Annotated in this window: 16 protein-coding genes and 1 tRNA gene; 4 read left to right on the forward strand and 13 right to left on the reverse strand. The window is 62.3% G+C overall.

Annotation, left to right across the window (positions count from 1 at the left end; all coding sequences use genetic code 11):
• Nucleotides 1–98: 98 nt before the first annotated feature.
• The 6 genes from minE to kynB all read right to left on the reverse strand — a co-directional run bounded on the left by minE (nucleotide 99) and on the right by kynB (nucleotide 4954).
• Nucleotides 99–362, reverse strand: a complete 264-nt coding sequence (minE, locus tag VEC01_RS03685; protein WP_324898872.1) for a cell division topological specificity factor MinE — start codon at nucleotides 360–362, stop codon at nucleotides 99–101.
• Between the two features lie 2 nt (nucleotides 363–364).
• Nucleotides 365–1180 (reverse strand): septum site-determining protein MinD, encoded by an 816-nt coding sequence (gene minD, locus VEC01_RS03690; protein ID WP_324898874.1) that lies wholly within the window; start codon nucleotides 1178–1180, stop codon nucleotides 365–367.
• A 27-nt stretch (nucleotides 1181–1207) separates the two neighbouring features.
• Nucleotides 1208–1972: a septum site-determining protein MinC gene (gene minC, locus VEC01_RS03695; RefSeq protein ID WP_324898876.1), complete on the reverse strand. Its 765-nt coding sequence runs from the start codon at nucleotides 1970–1972 to the stop codon at nucleotides 1208–1210.
• Between the two features lie 237 nt (nucleotides 1973–2209).
• Nucleotides 2210–3046: a tryptophan 2,3-dioxygenase gene (gene kynA, locus VEC01_RS03700; protein ID WP_324898878.1), complete on the reverse strand. Its 837-nt coding sequence runs from the start codon at nucleotides 3044–3046 to the stop codon at nucleotides 2210–2212.
• Nucleotides 3047–3056: 10 nt separating this feature from the next.
• Complete coding sequence (gene kynU, locus VEC01_RS03705) at nucleotides 3057–4307, reverse strand: kynureninase (protein WP_324898880.1); 1251 nt, start codon at nucleotides 4305–4307, stop codon at nucleotides 3057–3059.
• Nucleotides 4304–4954: an arylformamidase gene (kynB, locus tag VEC01_RS03710; protein WP_324898882.1), complete on the reverse strand. Its 651-nt coding sequence runs from the start codon at nucleotides 4952–4954 to the stop codon at nucleotides 4304–4306. The genes kynU and kynB overlap by 4 nt, the downstream gene beginning before the upstream one ends.
• Before the next feature lie 140 nt (nucleotides 4955–5094).
• Here kynB and VEC01_RS03715 point away from each other — a divergent pair, with 140 nt between their 5' ends.
• Nucleotides 5095–5571, forward strand: a complete 477-nt coding sequence (locus tag VEC01_RS03715; protein ID WP_324898884.1) for an Lrp/AsnC family transcriptional regulator — start codon at nucleotides 5095–5097, stop codon at nucleotides 5569–5571.
• A gap of 6 nt (nucleotides 5572–5577) precedes the next feature.
• Here VEC01_RS03715 and VEC01_RS03720 read toward each other — a convergent pair whose 3' ends face one another.
• Entirely contained in the window at nucleotides 5578–6108 is a 531-nt protein-coding gene (locus VEC01_RS03720) for a hypothetical protein (protein WP_324898886.1), read from the reverse strand.
• Between the two features lie 375 nt (nucleotides 6109–6483).
• On the opposite strand from VEC01_RS03720, the gene phbB reads away from it, so the two are divergent.
• Both phbB and VEC01_RS03730 read left to right on the forward strand, forming a co-directional pair.
• Entirely contained in the window at nucleotides 6484–7230 is a 747-nt protein-coding gene (gene phbB, locus VEC01_RS03725; protein WP_414691413.1) for an acetoacetyl-CoA reductase, read from the forward strand.
• 198 nt (nucleotides 7231–7428) lie between these two features.
• A complete protein-coding gene (locus VEC01_RS03730; RefSeq protein ID WP_324898890.1) occupies nucleotides 7429–8121 on the forward strand; it encodes a phasin family protein in 693 nt (230 codons plus the stop codon).
• Nucleotides 8122–8216: 95 nt separating this feature from the next.
• Here VEC01_RS03730 and VEC01_RS03735 read toward each other — a convergent pair whose 3' ends face one another.
• From VEC01_RS03735 to VEC01_RS03750, 4 genes are all read right to left on the reverse strand, one after another.
• Complete coding sequence (locus VEC01_RS03735) at nucleotides 8217–9098, reverse strand: Crp/Fnr family transcriptional regulator (RefSeq protein ID WP_324898891.1); 882 nt, start codon at nucleotides 9096–9098, stop codon at nucleotides 8217–8219.
• Between the two features lie 281 nt (nucleotides 9099–9379).
• On the reverse strand, nucleotides 9380–10024 hold the full coding sequence (locus VEC01_RS03740; RefSeq protein WP_324898893.1) for a response regulator transcription factor: 645 nt from the start codon (nucleotides 10022–10024) through the stop codon (nucleotides 9380–9382).
• A complete protein-coding gene (locus VEC01_RS03745) occupies nucleotides 10021–11340 on the reverse strand; it encodes a PAS domain-containing sensor histidine kinase (RefSeq protein ID WP_324898895.1) in 1320 nt (439 codons plus the stop codon). Before VEC01_RS03745 ends, VEC01_RS03740 begins: the two co-directional genes overlap by 4 nt.
• Nucleotides 11341–11486: 146 nt before the next feature.
• A complete protein-coding gene (locus tag VEC01_RS03750; protein WP_324898897.1) occupies nucleotides 11487–13427 on the reverse strand; it encodes a PAS domain-containing protein in 1941 nt (646 codons plus the stop codon).
• Between VEC01_RS03750 and VEC01_RS03755 the strand changes: the two genes are divergently transcribed.
• On the forward strand, nucleotides 13393–13839 hold the full coding sequence (locus VEC01_RS03755) for a DUF2721 domain-containing protein (RefSeq protein ID WP_324898899.1): 447 nt from the start codon (nucleotides 13393–13395) through the stop codon (nucleotides 13837–13839). The two genes, VEC01_RS03750 and VEC01_RS03755, sit on opposite strands and share 35 nt — an antisense overlap.
• A 188-nt stretch (nucleotides 13840–14027) precedes the next feature.
• Here the strand turns inward: VEC01_RS03755 and VEC01_RS03760 are convergent.
• Nucleotides 14028–14103, reverse strand: a tRNA-Asn gene (locus VEC01_RS03760).
• 107 nt (nucleotides 14104–14210) lie between these two features.
• On the reverse strand, nucleotides 14211–15413 hold a 1203-nt coding region (locus tag VEC01_RS03765; RefSeq protein ID WP_324898901.1), incomplete at its 5' end, for an amino acid aminotransferase.

Genomic DNA, 15413 nt, shown 5'->3' on the forward strand with positions numbered 1-15413 from the left:
CGCTACTCGGCGCCAATCCGGACCGCTGGCTACGCTTGTCAGGCAGAGCCTGAGGAGGGGCCCCTTCGATGGCGCAGGCCGTCGAAGGGGGAATTACGTTACTTGCCCGGCACTGCGTCCGGCAGCACCACGTTCACATCCAGCACTTCCAGGTTGCCCTGGCGATCAAGCGAAATCTTGATGTCCTCGGCGTTGACCTTGGCATACTTCGAAATCACCTCGATCAATTCCTTGTGCAGCGCCGGCAGGAAGTCCGGGCCGTCGCGGCCGTTGCGCTCGCGCGCGATGATGACCTGGAGGCGCTCCTTGGCTGCGCTGGCGCTCTTGGGTTTGTTATTGAACAGGAAGGAGAGCAACGCCATGTTTACTTTCCTTTAAAGAGACGCTGGAACAGGCCCGGCTTTTCATAGGCGGTAAAGCGCAGCGGGACTTCATGGCCGAGGAAGCGCGCGACCACGTCCTGGTAGGCTTCCGAGACGTCGGTGCCGGCCATGTGGATCGCGGGGTTGCCCTGGTTGGATGCATGCAGCACCGATTCCGACTCCGGAATGATGCCGATCAGCGGGATGCGCAGGATTTCCTGGACGTCGGTGTAGGAGAGCATTTCGCCGGCTTCCACCCGCTTCGGTACATAGCGGGTGATCAGCAGGTGCTCCTTGACCGGCTCCTGGCCGTTCAGTGCGCGGCGCGACTTGGCCTGGATGATGCCGAGGATGCGGTCGGAGTCGCGCACCGAGGACACTTCCGGATTGGTCACGACGATCGCCTCGTCGGCGAAGGTCAGCGCCATCACCGCGCCGTGCTCGATGCCGGCCGGGGAGTCGCAGACGATGTACTCGAAATCCATCTTCACCAGTTCGTTGAGCACGCGCTCGACGCCCGCCTCGGTCAGCGCATCCTTGTCGCGCGTCTGCGAGGCCGGCAGCACGAACAGGTTCTCGCAGTGCTTGTCCTTGATCAGGGCCTGGTTCAGGGTCGCTTCATTGTTGATCACGTTGATCAGGTCGTAGACCACGCGGCGTTCGCAACCCATGATCAGGTCGAGGTTGCGCAGGCCGACGTCGAAGTCGATGACGGCAGTCTTGTGTCCGCGCAGGGCCAGCCCGGACGCGAAGCTGGCGCTGGAGGTGGTTTTGCCGACGCCCCCTTTGCCGGACGTTACAACAACGATTTTGGCCACAAACAAGCTCCTTTCAGATTACAAAAACTAGACGCGAATGGACAGGATATCGATCCGGTCGCCTGCAAGTCGGACCTGCGCCGGTTGTTTCGCCAGATCCTTCGGAATGCCGCTCTCGAAAGTGCGGTAGGTGCCGGCGATGGATACCAGTTCGGCTTCCATGCTCAGCGTGAAAATGCGGGCCTCGGCATTGCCGCTGGCGCCGGCCAGCGCCCGCCCGCGCAGAGGCGCGTAGACGTGGATGCTGCCGTCGGCGATCAGCTCGGCGCCCGGGTTGACGATGGCATTGACGATCAGGTCGGCGCCGCGCGCGTAGACGCGCTGCCCGGCGCGCACCGGCGTGTCGATGATCATCGCCGGCGGGGCGGCCGCCTGTACCACCTGCACCGGTGCAGGGGCAGGAGCGGGTTCGGGCACAGGTGCTGGTGCGGGTGCGGCCGGCACTGCTTCCGGCACCGGCTGGCGCGGCTGCGCCAGGGTGTCGATCGACAGGCCGGAAGCCAGGATGTCGGCTTCCATGCCGGCGGGGGCGCCGCGTACCGCAACCGGGTTCAGGTTGTAGGACTTGAACAGCGCAATCAGCGCCGGCCATTCGATGGCGGTCGGCAGGAGTTCGCAGGACGCGACGTCGATGATCGCGAACTCGTGATCGAAATAGTCGGGCGCGCCGCCCGTCATCGCCTGCATCGCCGCGTCCAGGTCCGACAGGTCGGAGGAATGGAGGATGGCGGATACCGCGACCACGGTCGAGATCTTGATTTCTATCGGTTTGCTGCCTTGAATCTTTGCCATAAGACGCTATCGGTGAATGCGGCGCGCATGAGCAAAAAGGCCATGTGCCGTCTGCCAAATGAAACGGGCCGCATCGAAAGCGGCCCGAACATGAGGGGGAACCAGGAAAATCCGTGACGGCGCATCGAACGCTTGCCCACCGCTCGCTCTGAGCTTGGGCCGTATTATACCTGTTGCCGTGGCGCTATCCCCCTGATTCTTCACCTGAAATTGGCGGTGTTGCGGAAAAAACCGCCGTCACAGCGCGGTGCGCAGCGCGAACAGTTCCGGAAACAGCACCACTTCGAGCATTTTTTTCAAGTAGCTCGCCCCGGCCGTGCCGCCGGTGCCGCTCTTGAAACCGATGATGCGTTCCACCGTTGTCACGTGGCGGAAGCGCCAGAACCGGAAGGCGGTTTCCAGATCGACCAGCTTTTCCGCCAGTTCGTACAGCGCCCAGTGCTTTTCCGGCGCCTGGTAGACCGCAAGCCAGGCAGCCTTCACCGATTCGTCGGCCGCCGTCGGCCGGGCCCAGTCCGCATTCAGGCGCGCGCCGTCGATCGCGAATCCCTGCCGCGCCAGCAGCAGCACCGCCTCGTCGTAAAGGGAGGGCGCGCGCAGCGCCGCATCGAGACGGGCGTGCGCCTCATGCCGGCCGGCGTGGACCTGGAGCAGCGCCGGATTCTTGTTGCCAAGGATGAATTCGATCTCCCGGTACTGGAAGGACTGGAAGCCGGAGGATTGTCCGAGATAGGGGCGGATCGCGCTGTATTCAGTCGGCGTCATGGTTGCCAGCACGTCCCAGGCATGCACCAGCTGGTCCATGATGCGCGCCACCCGCGCCAGCATCTTGAATGCCGGCGCCAGGTCGTCCTGCTGCATCTGGCGCCGCGCCGCATGCAGCTCGTGCAGCATCAGCTTCATCCACAGCTCGCTGGTCTGGTGCTGGACGATGAACAGCATCTCATTGTGATCCGGCGAGCGCGGATGCTGCGCGGTCAGCACCTGGTCCAGCCCCAGGTAATCGCCGTAGCTCATCGTCTGGCTGAAATCCATCTTTGCGCCGTGCCAGTCGGCGGGTTTGTCCCGATCCATGTGTCCTCCCTCAGGTCACCGCGTCGCGCTGCGCGCCGCGGTCGTATTTTCCGCCGTCGAGGATGTCGGCCAGGATGTCGACCGCATCCCACACGTCCGCGAAGCGCGTGTACAAGGGCGTGAAGCCGAAGCGCATGATCTGCGGCTCGCGGTAATCGCCGATCACGCCGCGCGCGATCAGCGCCTGCATCACCGGGTAGCCGTCGGGATGCGCGACGCTGACCTGGCTGCCGCGCCTTGCGTGTTCCCGCGGCGTGGCCAGGGTCAGCGGATGATGCGCGCAGCGTTGCTCCAGGAGCGCGATGAACAGGTCGGTCAGCGCCAGCGATTTCCTGCGTACCGACTGCATGTCCGTCTCTGCGAAGATATCGAGGCCGCATTCGACCAGCGCCAGCGACAGGATCGGCTGCGTGCCGCACTGCGCGCGCCGGATGCCGTCGGCCGGCCGGAACTCGGGCTGCATCGTGAACGGCTCGGCATGGCCCCACCAGCCGGAAAGCGGCTGGCGGAAATCGGCCTGGTGGCGCGGCGCGACCCAGGCGAAGGCCGGCGCGCCCGGACCGCCGTTGAGGTATTTGTAGGTGCACCCGACCGCGTAGTCGGCCTCCGCCGCGCGCAGGTCGACCGGCACCGCGCCGGCCGAATGTGCCAGGTCCCAGACGGTCAGCGCGCCGTTCGCGTGCGCGTGCGCCGTGACTGCCTTCATGTCGTGCATGTGGCCGCTGCGGTAGTTCACATGGGTGAGCATGACGACGGCGGTGTCCGCGCCGATCGCCGCTTCCAGCTCTTCCGGCGCGTCGACCAGCCGCAGCCGATAGCCGCGGTCCAGCCACTCGGCCAGGCCCTGCGCCATGTAAATGTCGGTCGGGAAGTTGGCGCGCTCGGTGACGATGGTCCGCCTTGCCGTACTGTCGGACCGCATTGCCTGCCGGTGCAAGGCGGCCGCCAGCATCTTGAACAGGTTGACCGAGGTCGAGTCGGTGACGACGACCTCGCCGGCGCCGGCGCCGATCAGCGGCGCCAGCTTGTCGCCGAGGCGCAGCGGCAGTTCGAACCAGCCCGCCTTGTTCCAGCTGCGGATCAGGTCGGTACCCCATTCCTGCGCGAGCAGCTGCTGTGCGCGGGCGAGCGCCGCGCGGGGGCGGGCGCCGAGGGAATTGCCGTCGAGGTAAATCACGCCGTCGGGCAGGTCGAAGCGCTCGCGCAGTGCGGCGAGCCCGTCCTGCGCGTCGAGCGCCAGGCAATCCTGTCGCGAAATCATTGTTGTTCTCCTTGTGTCAGCGCGCGCAGCACCGCACGCACGGGGCTGGCATCCATGCCGGCGAGCTTGAGCGGCAGGGCGATCAGTTCGTAGTCGCCGGCCGGCACGGCATCGAGCACGATGCCTTCCAGGATCGCCATCCGGTGCACCCGTACCGCCCGGTGCGCATCCATGGTTTTCGAATCCTGCGGGTCGAGCGAGGGCGTGTCGATGCCGATCAGCCGGACCCCGTGCTGCGCGAGCAGGTCAATCGTGTCGGCAGCGATGCTGGCAAATGCCTCGTCCCAGTGCCCGGCAGGGGCGGCGGCATAGGTGCGCAGAAGCACCCGCGGCGGAAGGCTGCCCAGTGCGTGCGCGACGTGCTGCGGCTCGACCCGCCGCGTACCGATGCAGTCGATGACGCGGCAGGTGCCGAGATAGGCATCGAGCGCGACCGCATCAATCGACTCGCCGGCAGGATCGTAATGCGACGGCGCGTCGCAGTGCGCGCCGGTGTGCGTGGACAAGGTCAGCCGGCTCACCTTCACCGGGCAGCCGTTGCCGATCTCCCAGGTCGTCTCGGCGCTGAATGGCGTGTCGCCGGGCCAGACGGGAATGGAAGGCGAGACCAGCGGCGTGATGTCCCAGACGGGTAATTGCTTGTTCATGGTCGCGATGTCTTTGTTTTATCGGGATGAAAGAAGTTTAGGTCCAAATCGCTGATGAGTGATTGCAAAATGGCGCGGAAAAGCGAGGAAAAATAGAATAAAGTACGAATAAAGTTTTGTTTTTGACCGAAACATTCGACATGAACCTGGACGCTACGGACCTGAAGATTCTTTCGCTGCTGCAAGATGAAGGCAGGATGAGCAATCTCGAACTCGCCGAACGGATTTTCCTGTCGCCCTCATCCTGCCTGCGGCGGGTGCGGCTGCTGGAGGAGAGCGGCATTATCAGCCGCTACAGCGCGGTGATCGACGCCGCGGCGTTGGGGCTGGAGGTGGATGCCTTCGTGCAGGTCACGATGCGTCGCGACGTCGAGCGCTGGCACGAGAATTTCACGCTGGCGTTGCAGCAGTGGCCGGAGGTGGTCGGTTCCTACATCATCACCGGCGAGGCGAATTACCTGCTGCGCATACGCGCGCGCAGCCTCAAGCATTTTTCCGCATTCATCCTTGAAAAGCTGTACAAGACCGACGGCGTGCTCGACATCCGCTCGAACATCGTGATGCAAACGCTCAAGGATACGCAGCGGATTGCGCCGGAACTGCTGGGCGGACCCTGACCGGCTTCAACCGGCCGGCACTTTTTCATTGAGCCGCCAGTATTTGCGCAGCAACTGCACCACGTTGGGATCGAGCCCCGGTGTCATGTGGCGCCATCCGCCGTCCTCCTTGCGCATGCGCAGCAGGCGGCGCGGGCGGACGTTGACCTCGTTGATTGGAAGGTTATGCGCGCGGCAGACTTCCAGTTCAGCGTCGATGCCGCTGTCACCGCGGAAGAACAGCCACTCCTCGACAAATACCGACTGCAGGCGCTCCAGTTCATGCGCTGCAGCCTCGGGCAGGGGGCAGCGGAGGTCGCAGCGGGCTGGAGGATAGTCGATCGTCCACGGTCCGTATACATCGTCCTCGACACTGCGATAGAAACGCGGCACGCTGTTGGCGTAGAAATTTTCGATCATGAAAAACGCCGCCGAGAAGTACGGTTCCTTTGTCTCGAGGTGCCAGCCGATGATGTCATGTCCGGATTCGCAGTAAAACAATGCGAATACCGCCCCGGGTTTTCCTGACGAACAAGCGATATAGACCTTGGGCTGCATTTGCTTCGCGCCTCATGATCGACGGCACGCTGCGGCGATACTCATGCGGGCGCGGGCTATACTGTCGCTGCGCGCCATATCGCCGATACTGCGTGCCTTTGCACAGGGATAGACAGCCCTCCACCCTGGCGGTTCGCTATGAGGAAGGCGCTACCCGGGCCCGCTTGTTCCGTATCCCCGGCCGCGCACTCCCGGTCTTCTTCCCTTAGAACTAATCGCTTCTGTCCCGATCGAAGGGGCTTGGTGTAAGCACCAGGCGCATTGCTGCCCATCGCGCATCTTTCGCGCTGCAGCAGGCGTTTCTGTTCCGGCGTCAATGCGCGCAGGCTCCCGCGACGGCGGCGCTGGCTCTTCAATCTGGGCAAGGGGATGACAATGGACGGACAGAGAGTGGCAGTGGTGACTGGTGGTATGGGAGGACTCGGCGAAGCGATCTGCGCAAGGTTGTTCCACAGCGGCTACCGCGTGGCGGCAACGTATTCCCCGGGCAACCAAAGCGCTGCGGAGTGGGTCGACGTACACAAGAAGGAGGGCCTGGAGATCGCCGCGTACATGGTCGACGTTTCCGATTACGCGTCGAGCGAAGCGGCCGTCAGGCACATTGTCAGCGACATGGGAAGGATCGACATCCTCGTGAACAATGCCGGCATCACGCGCGACGCGACCTTGAAAAAGATGAGCGTGGATGACTGGCGCGCGGTCCTCAAGACCAATCTCGACGGCGTATTCAACATGACGAAGCCGGTGCTGCACGGGATGCTGGAAAGCGGATGGGGGCGCATCATCAATATTTCCTCGGTCAACGGCCAGAAGGGCGCATTCGGCCAGGTGAACTATGCTGCGGCGAAAGCGGGCATGCACGGATTCACCAAGGCGCTTGCACTGGAAGTTGCGAACAAGGGCATCACCGTCAACACGATCTCGCCCGGGTATTTGCGCACCAAGATGGTGATGAAGGTGCCGAAGGATATTCTCGAGACCAAGATCATTCCCCAGATTCCGGTCGGGCGTCTCGGCGAGCCCGGCGAAGTCGCTGGCCTCGTGGCTTACCTGTGCTCCGACGAAGCGGCGTTTGTGACCGGCGCCAACATTGCGATCAACGGCGGCCAGCATATGCAGTGAGCCGCTACAGGAGGACCTGTCCTCCGCTATTTTTCCTTTGCCCGCCGGGCAGTAACGGCGATTGATCTGGCTCAAGCGACGGGCCCCGCGAGTGGATGGGCGCGGTGAATGCGGACAGAATATACGCAACCGGAGCGTCGCCAGATACCTGCAGCACCAGCAACTGCCACCCCGTCCTTCGAATTCAAGGAGAGTACCATGCAGAATGCGATGAACCCGCTAGTGACCATGTACCAGACGCAACTCGAAGCCTCCAGAAGATTTGCCGAGGCAGTATTTGCGGGAACGGAAAAGATCGACCGCGTGATGATCGGTGCGACGCAACGCGTCTTCAACGAGCAGTTGAATCTTGCGCAGGCCATCACTACCGCGCGTGATCCGCGTGCAATGGGGGCGACCTGGCAGTCCAGCCTCATGGCGCGCAATCCGGACGACGTCGTGAGCTACCAGAAAGAGATCGTGCGCATCGTCGCGGAAATGCAAAATGAAATCAATCGTTCGATGCAGGAGTACATCGAGCAGATACGCGGCCAGGCCGCAAGCAGCGCTGTACGCCCGCTGCAGGCCGCCCCGACCCAGGCAAACGACGCCATGTTCAACCCGATGACCAGCATGTTCTCGGTATGGGAGTCGGCGTTCAAGGAAGTGGCGGAACTGGCCAAGAAAAACATGGTGGCCGCGCGCGGCGCGATGGAGGATGCCGCAGGCCGCACGGCGCGCGCTACGTCGACTTATGCGGATGCGGCGGCGGGCGCGGTCCATCAGGCCACCAGCGCCGTCGATCATGCGGCACGTGCAACCACGCAGGCGCTGCACGCGGCTGCGGACAGCGAAGCGGCTGCCGAGGAGAAGCGCACCGCGCACACCTCGGGGCATGGCAGGAAGAAATGAGCCAATGAGCCGCGCCGGCTGAAGCAAAACGCCCTGTCCGGGACAGGGCGTTTTGAAAAGGCGGAAAACAGAGAAATGCTTCTAGGCTGCGGTTTCTAGGCTGCGGCCACTTGTCCGTCCCAGTCGTCGCCGGACGGTTCCGGCTCCTTGCTCACGACCTTCGGCTTCTTCGATGCAACCTGCTTCGTGCGCGAACTGGATGGCGGCAGCCGCCGCAGGGTCTTGAGCGCATCGAGGTCCTTGATGCCGATGGAGCGCTGGTCAACGGTGATCAGGCCGATTTCATTGAACGCGGACAGGGTGCGGCTGACGGTCTCCAGAGTCAGACCGAGGTAGCTGCCGATTTCATGGCGCGTCATGCGCAGGTTGAACAGCTTGCTCGAGTACCCCATGTCCGCATAGCGCTCCGAGAGGTTGACCAGGAAGCGGGCCACGCGCGCTTCCGCGCTCAGTGCGCCGAGCATGCTGACCATCGCCTGTTCGCGCACCAGTTCGCGGCTCATCACGCTGTACATTGCATGTTCAAATTCGGGATGCGCGCGCCCCAGCGCGGTCAACTTCTTGAACGGCAGCAGGATCAGGTCGCAGTTTGACAGTGCGACCGCTTCGGATGCATAGCGCTTCGTATGAATGCCGTCGACGCCGAACAGGTCGCCCTTCATCGGGAAGCTCAGCACCTGTTCGTTACCGAACTCGTCGATCAGCACGGTCTTGAGAAAACCGGAGTGCACGATATACAGCGTATCGAAGGGCTGGCCGATGGTATGAACGCGCTGGCCGGTCTTGAACTGGACATGCTGGAACAGCAGTTCTTCGTCGGTATGCACGGCTGCCGACGGGATGCGCAGCACGTCGCACAATTCCTTCAGGTTGGACCACAGCTTGCCCTGGCGTTGCCAGCCGGCTTCGAGCGCCGAGGAGTGCAGTGTCGATGCGGCGGACTCGGGACGGGTCTCGGGCGTTTGTGTGGATAACATGGGCATCTCCTAATCCAGTGTAATTCGGTCTTGTCGGTCGGGCAGCTCGCCGCGGCTGCCTGTCAGAAATCTTCGAGCGCTCCAGCTGGTCAGCAGGACGTTGCCTGTCTGTCACGCTCGGTGAAGTGATCAGTATCGCAACCGCAACTGCGAATTACTATCGGGTTGGGCTGAATTGGATTGTAGGAGTGAGGGCTCGGATGTAGGAATTTTCCTACGATACGGTGAGAAGTTTTCTGAACGGATCCGTCGAGGCGGGGGGGCCACGATACGAGAGACAATCAGTTCTTCAGGGAGCCGAGCAGGCGGTGTTGTACCGCATACTGAACCATTTCTGCGAGGGAATTCATGCTCATCTTCGTCAGGATCCGCGTCTTGTGCGTGCTGACGGTCTTGGCGCTCAGGTGGAGGAGATCGGCGATTTCCGTGATCGACTTGCCGCTTACCAGCAGCGTGAAAACTTCGAACTCCCGGTTGGAAAGCTGCTTGTGCGGCAGATCCTCGTTGGATGGCATGACATCCATCGCGAGCTGCTCGGCCACCTCGAGGCTGATGTACGGGCGGCCCGATGCCACCTTCCGGATCGCGCTAACCAGCTGGGTGCCGGCGCTTTCTTTTGTCAGGTAGCCGCGCGCACCGGCCCGGATCGCACGCACCGCATATTGCTCTTCTTCGTGCATGGTGAGGATGAGGATAGGCAACTTGGGCACTTCATCCTTGATCTGGCGGATCAGTTCGACGCCGCTGCGGCCGGGCATGGACAGGTCCAGCATCAGCAGGTCGAAACCGCCCTTGCGCACGTGCGCCAGCGCCTCGAATCCATCAACGGCTTCGCCCACGACCTGGATGTCGTCGGCTCCATCAAGAATGCGCTTGAGTCCCTCGCGCATGATAGTGTGGTCGTCGGCGATAACGATGCGGATCATGAATGTGTTGTTGGCGGATGAGGGTCCTGCTCGGTATTGAAAATGGGTTCAATCGGAATCGACGCATGAATGGCCAGGCCATGAGGCTGGACATTTTCGATGCTGATTGTACCTCCCAAGACGAAAATGCGCTCCTGCATCGCGATCAGCCCGTAACAGCCGGATTTGTATTCGCTGCCGATTGCCATGCCGACGCCGTCATCCCGAATCATAACATTGAGTTGGTTTCCGGTACGTTCGAACACGATATCCGCCTGGCTCGCATGCGCATGCTTTTCGACGTTGGACAGGCCCTCCTGAACGATGCGAAATAGCGCCGATTCGATGGTGTCGTCGAGCTTGGCAGTCATTCCGGTGCTTTCTACCTTGCAGGAAATCCCGGTTTTCTTCTGGAAGTTTTCCGCCATCCACTCAACCGCGGGCAGCAGGCCGAAGTCGTCCAGCAACGGGGGGCGGAGGGCCGAGGCGACGCTCTTGGTCATGGTGATCACGTTATCCAGCAACCCCTGCATCTGGGCCAGACGCGCCGGCAGGCACTCGTCTGTCTCGGGCAGGCTGTTTTCCAGCCAGTCCAGGTCCAGCTTCAGAACCGACAGCCGCTGCCCGATATCGTCGTACAGCTTTTTGGAGAAGCGCCTCTTCTCGACTTCGGTTGCCTGCTGCGAGGAGACCGCCCAGCGCCGGAACTCGAGCGAATGTAGCGGACGGTAGCTGCCGTGCTCGCCTTGCCGGGGTGCCGTGCTCTCGTGCAGGATCAGTGCGAGAAACAGTTCGCCGTGCACGCTCACCCGGGAAATGCTGGCATTGACAATGAGCGGCCGGCCGTCGGCGCGCAGCCCCTTCAGCTCGATCTTGCTTCGTTTGCCGTGCACGCGCGTCGCCACCAGCCGGTCCATGCGCCGGCGTTGCTCGCCGGCGGCGCGCGGCGGCATGAGGATGTCCAATGGTTTTTCGAGCAGCTGTCTGGCGGTATAGCCGAACATGCGCTCGACCTTGTGGTTCACAAGGACGATATGGCGCATCGCATCCACGATCACCACGCCGTCCAGCGCCGACTGGATGATCGACAGCAGGGACGGGCCGATCTTGGCGGCGTTGAAGCGTGACAGGGAAGTAATGAAATTAGGCAGCGTGCCTGCACTGTGTTCCAATTGAGTGGTCATCGCAATTCTCTGTTGCCAATGCCTGTTCCTGGCCATCCATGCCCGTCCACAGCGCGGCGTGTCGGCCGCGCTCCGGTAGCGCAACGCGCCGGTGTGTAACGCCAGGATGAGGGCGTGCCCGCCTTTGCTGCGTTTTCGCCGTCGAAAGAGCAACCTCTTCGCATCTCACGCTAAGACCGCAATCAGCCCAAATTAACAGACCAAAGTGAAGCCGGATTGAGAAATAACAACCAGCCGATTGCGATAAGGTAAGCAACGAGGCATACGGTTCCAAGAGGACAGCCGCGCTTTGCGATCGCTCAATTGCGCGTCTTCATGCCGGCTCCTCCAAGCGGCACTTCGATGCTGATCGCGGTGCCGTGTCCGGGGCGGGACGTAAGGTGTATTCTTCCGCCGAGCGCGGTGACCCGTTCGCGCATGAATACCAGCCCGAAAGAGCCGTGCCGCCGCGCGCTCTCCGGTGGCATCCCCTTGCCGTTGTCGACGACGGCGACGGTGAGCACGCCGCCTTCCATCGCAAGCCGTATTTCCACCTCTGTGGCCTGCGCATGCTTGGCAACATTGTTGAGCGCTTCCTGGGTAATGCGAAACAGGACCGCGGACAACCCTGCGTCGAAGGACTGGCAGTCGGCTGCAATGATCAGACGGCATTGCGCCAGGTAACGCTTGCGGAATCCGGTCACGAGCGATTCAAGCGCCTCGTCGAGCGGCATGTCGTGCAGCGCCGCCGGAGGCAGGCCGGCAAGAATGCGGCGTACCGAGTTCATCATTGCATCGACCAGCTCCTGAATATCGGCAAGAGATCGCAATGCGTCAGCGTTTTCCTGCGGCAGATGGCGTTGCAGCACGCAAAGGTCGATCTTCATTGCCGCCAGCAGCTGGCCGAAATCGTCGTGCATTTCCTGAGCCAGACGCTTCTGCTCGCCGCTTCTTGCGGTGTCGATCGTTGCGATCAAATCCTCCAGCTGGTCATGCAATCGGTCCAGTTCTTCCTGCGCCTGCTTGCGTTCGGTAATGTCGAGGATCGCGCCCTGAATGCATTGCGTCGTTCCTCTGGCGTCGCTAACCACATGTGCCTCGTCGTGAAGCCAGCGCACCTGCCCGTCGGTGCGGAGGATGCGATAGTCGATGCAGTAGCCGCCGGTCGCGACCGCCCGGTTCATTTCGGCGATGACGCGTTCTCTATCCTCGGGATGGATCACGCGCGTTCGCAGCTCCGGCTCGGTACACCATTCCCGGCAGGTGCAGCCAAGAACCTCACGGATGCGCGGGCTGACGTACATACCGCCGGCATTGATGTCAAGCGGCGCGACGTACGGAACGCCAGGCAGGCGTTCCATGAGGGACTGAAGACGGGCGTCCGTTCCGGACCGCTCCCGTTCAAGCAGGCGGCGGCCTTCCTCCTGGCGGCGGCGGTCTCGGGGGGCAACGGCGTGCCGGCCTGACTCCCCGTCTTCCGGCGGAGGAGGGCGCAACGGAACGGTCGGGGTCAATGCAGAGCCGGCTTGAGCACTGCGGTCGCGCAGGGACTGACGGATTGCATCGCGCAATCCGTTGTGATCGTCGGGATCGATCAGGGCCGCCCTTGTCCCGGCGGGAGGAAGGTGCGCGCCCGCCGCGTCATTCTTGGAGAGCACGATGGTCCGGCAGCGCGGAAGGTGCTGCGCGATCTCGCTGAACAGGTCGGTGGCATAACGGGTACGCGGCTCGACATCGAGCAGAAGCAGGTCGGGATCGAGTTCCGTCAGCTTGCGTGGCACCGGCAGGTGGTCACCCATGATGCCGACCAGACGGATTGAGGGAAGCTCGTTGCACAGACGCAGCAGGCGCTGGCGCAACGGAGCGGAACGGGCAGCGACGAAAACCTTGATCGTGTTTCTTTTATCCACCATAGGCATGCTGGACGAAAGCCGGCAGTGCGGCAATCGACCGGAATCGGCACGCAGGATTGGACAGAAAACCGCGCGAGAATTTCCGTACGTGGGCAAACAGCTCGTGCCAGGGGAGCCGGCGTTGCGACTGAGGAGTGTCCAGGATGAAATCAAGCAGGACGAATCGTTGCGGGCCGAGATGGTTCCGGGCTGCAGGAACGCCTGTTCCTGGAACTGCCGGGCGTCTCTCTGTCTTGCTCCAACCGTTGCAAGGGCGGGGCGAGCAAGATGCGCTGTTACACTTGTCGCTCTATCGTAGAAGAAACAAGCATTCATGGATATCCAGCTCGGCGACATCAGCCACATCATTCAGCTTTCCATCGCGCCGGTATTCCTGCTGACCGGTGTCGGCACGAAGCTGGCGGTCCTGACGAACCGCCTCGCCCGCATTATCGATCGTTCTCGCGTGCTGGAAGAGCGCATCAGGGCGACTGAGGCCAGCAGCGCCGACGCGCAGGACGAGTTGCGTGACCTGTATCGGCGCGCGCATCTGATCAACCGTGCGATAACACTCAGCACCTCGTGCGGACTGCTGGTCTGCGTGGTGATCGCAATGCTGTTTATCGGGGATGCGTTGAATCTTGCACTGGCGAATTTCATTGCGCTTTGCTTCGTGGTCGCGATGTTTTCGCTGATCGGCAGCTTTGTGTACTTGTTGCGGGAAATCTTTGTGGCGACCAGGACCTTGGCCGGCCGCCGTTTTCCTGTCGCCTCCCGGTAGTTGAGGGCGGTCGCACGCGGAAGAAAACAATTGCGGCGCCTGCGCAGTGCGTGGCGCCGCAGTCGGAGAGGCCGAGAAATCGGAACGGGTCTGGCGCCGGAAGCGGTGGCGGTAGGGCGGCGGGGGCGATACCGGGAATGGGGGAAATGAAAAAGGGCCCATGCTTTCACATGGGCCCTTGAATCTTTTGGCTCCCCGACCTGGACTCGAACCAGGGACCTGCGGATTAACAGTCCGTCGCTCTACCGACTGAGCTATCAGGGAACAGCAGAAGCAGTATTATAGGCGGATATTTCTGTCCGTGTCAAAACTTTTGACTCGGAAATTTTGCATGCACAGGCCAGCGGCGTGTGCATGCAGCCAGGCTCTGCTTACAGGACCTTGGCGATCGCGTCCACAACCGCATTGATGTTGCCCGAGTTGAGGGCGGCAACACAGATGCGGCCGGTATCGACTGCGTATACAGAAAACTCGCCGCGCAGGCGCTCGACCTGCGGCTTGGTCAGCCCGGAATAGGAGAACATGCCGCGCTGCTTGATCACGAAGTCGAAGTCCTGTCCGGGTGCCTTGTCCTTGAGTTTCTGCACCAGGGCCTGGCGCATTTCACGGATGCGCACCCGCATGCCTGCCAGTTCGTCCTCCCACATCTGACGCAGTTCCGGCGTCGACAGCACGGTGGCAACCACCTGGCTGCCGTGCACCGGCGGGTTGGAGTAGTTGGTGCGCACCACCCGTTTGAGCTGGGACAGCACGCGCGCGGCTTCCTCGGCGCTGGCGGCGGCGATGCTCAGCGCACCCACGCGCTCGCCGTACAGCGAGAAGGACTTGGAGAAGGAGTTCGACACGAACAGCGGGCCGCCCGCCTCGGCGAAGCGGCGCACCACCTTGCCGTCTTCCGCGATGCTGTCGCCGAAGCCCTGGTAAGCCATGTCCAGGAAAGGCACCAGGCCGCGTTCGGTCACTACCTGGATCACGTCGGTCCATTGCGCTTCCGTCAAGTCGGCGCCGGTCGGGTTGTGGCAGCAGGCATGCAGCACGACGACGGAGCCGGCCGGCATTTCCTTCAGCGCCTTCAGCATGCCATCGAAATTCACGCCGCGGGTTGCCGGATCATAGTAGGGATAGTTGTTGACCACGAAACCGGCAGATTCGAACAGCGCACGATGGTTTTCCCAGCTCGGATCGCTGATCCATACCTGGGAATTCGGCGAGAAGCGCTTCAGGAAGTCCGCGCCGATCTTGAGCGCACCGGTGCCGCCCAGGGCCTGCACTGTAATCGCGCGCTTCTCTTGAACAACGGCGCTGTCGGCGCCAAATACCAGTTCCTGCACCGCCTTGTCGTAGGCTGCGAGGCCTTCGATCGGCAGGTAGGTGCGGGGAGTTGCCTTTTCCATCAGTTGCGTCTCGGCCTTGCGCACGCATTCGAGCAGCGGCACCTTGCCGTTGTCATCGTAATAAACGCCGACGCCGAGGTTGACCTTGTTCGGGTTCTTGTCGGCGTTGAAGGCTTCGGTGATACCGAGGATGGGGTCGCGCGGCGCCATTTCGATGGCGGACAGCAGGGTGGCGGGATG

The sequence above is a fragment of the Noviherbaspirillum sp. genome, from assembly GCF_035627455.1.
Taxonomy (GTDB): Bacteria; Pseudomonadota; Gammaproteobacteria; order Burkholderiales; family Burkholderiaceae_D; genus Noviherbaspirillum.

What these genes read in the sequence shown, in the direction of transcription:
- kynA (WP_324898878.1), bottom strand. Translation starts at nt 3,046, where the DNA reads ATGGATCGGGACAAACCCGCCGACTGGCACGGCGCAAAGATGGATTTC.
- VEC01_RS03740 (WP_324898893.1), bottom strand. Translation starts at nt 10,024, where the DNA reads ATGATCCGCATCGTTATCGCCGACGACCACACTATCATGCGCGAGGGA.
- VEC01_RS03735 (WP_324898891.1), bottom strand. Translation starts at nt 9,098, where the DNA reads ATGTTATCCACACAAACGCCCGAGACCCGTCCCGAGTCCGCCGCATCG.
- VEC01_RS03755 (WP_324898899.1), top strand. Translation starts at nt 13,393, where the DNA reads ATGGATATCCAGCTCGGCGACATCAGCCACATCATTCAGCTTTCCATC.
- minC (WP_324898876.1), bottom strand. Translation starts at nt 1,972, where the DNA reads ATGGCAAAGATTCAAGGCAGCAAACCGATAGAAATCAAGATCTCGACC.
- VEC01_RS03720 (WP_324898886.1), bottom strand. Translation starts at nt 6,108, where the DNA reads ATGCAGCCCAAGGTCTATATCGCTTGTTCGTCAGGAAAACCCGGGGCG.
- VEC01_RS03730 (WP_324898890.1), top strand. Translation starts at nt 7,429, where the DNA reads ATGCAGAATGCGATGAACCCGCTAGTGACCATGTACCAGACGCAACTC.
- VEC01_RS03715 (WP_324898884.1), top strand. Translation starts at nt 5,095, where the DNA reads ATGAACCTGGACGCTACGGACCTGAAGATTCTTTCGCTGCTGCAAGAT.
- phbB (WP_414691413.1), top strand. Translation starts at nt 6,484, where the DNA reads ATGGACGGACAGAGAGTGGCAGTGGTGACTGGTGGTATGGGAGGACTC.
- kynU (WP_324898880.1), bottom strand. Translation starts at nt 4,307, where the DNA reads ATGATTTCGCGACAGGATTGCCTGGCGCTCGACGCGCAGGACGGGCTC.
- kynB (WP_324898882.1), bottom strand. Translation starts at nt 4,954, where the DNA reads ATGAACAAGCAATTACCCGTCTGGGACATCACGCCGCTGGTCTCGCCT.
- minE (WP_324898872.1), bottom strand. Translation starts at nt 362, where the DNA reads ATGGCGTTGCTCTCCTTCCTGTTCAATAACAAACCCAAGAGCGCCAGC.
- VEC01_RS03750 (WP_324898897.1), bottom strand. Translation starts at nt 13,427, where the DNA reads ATGATGTGGCTGATGTCGCCGAGCTGGATATCCATGAATGCTTGTTTC.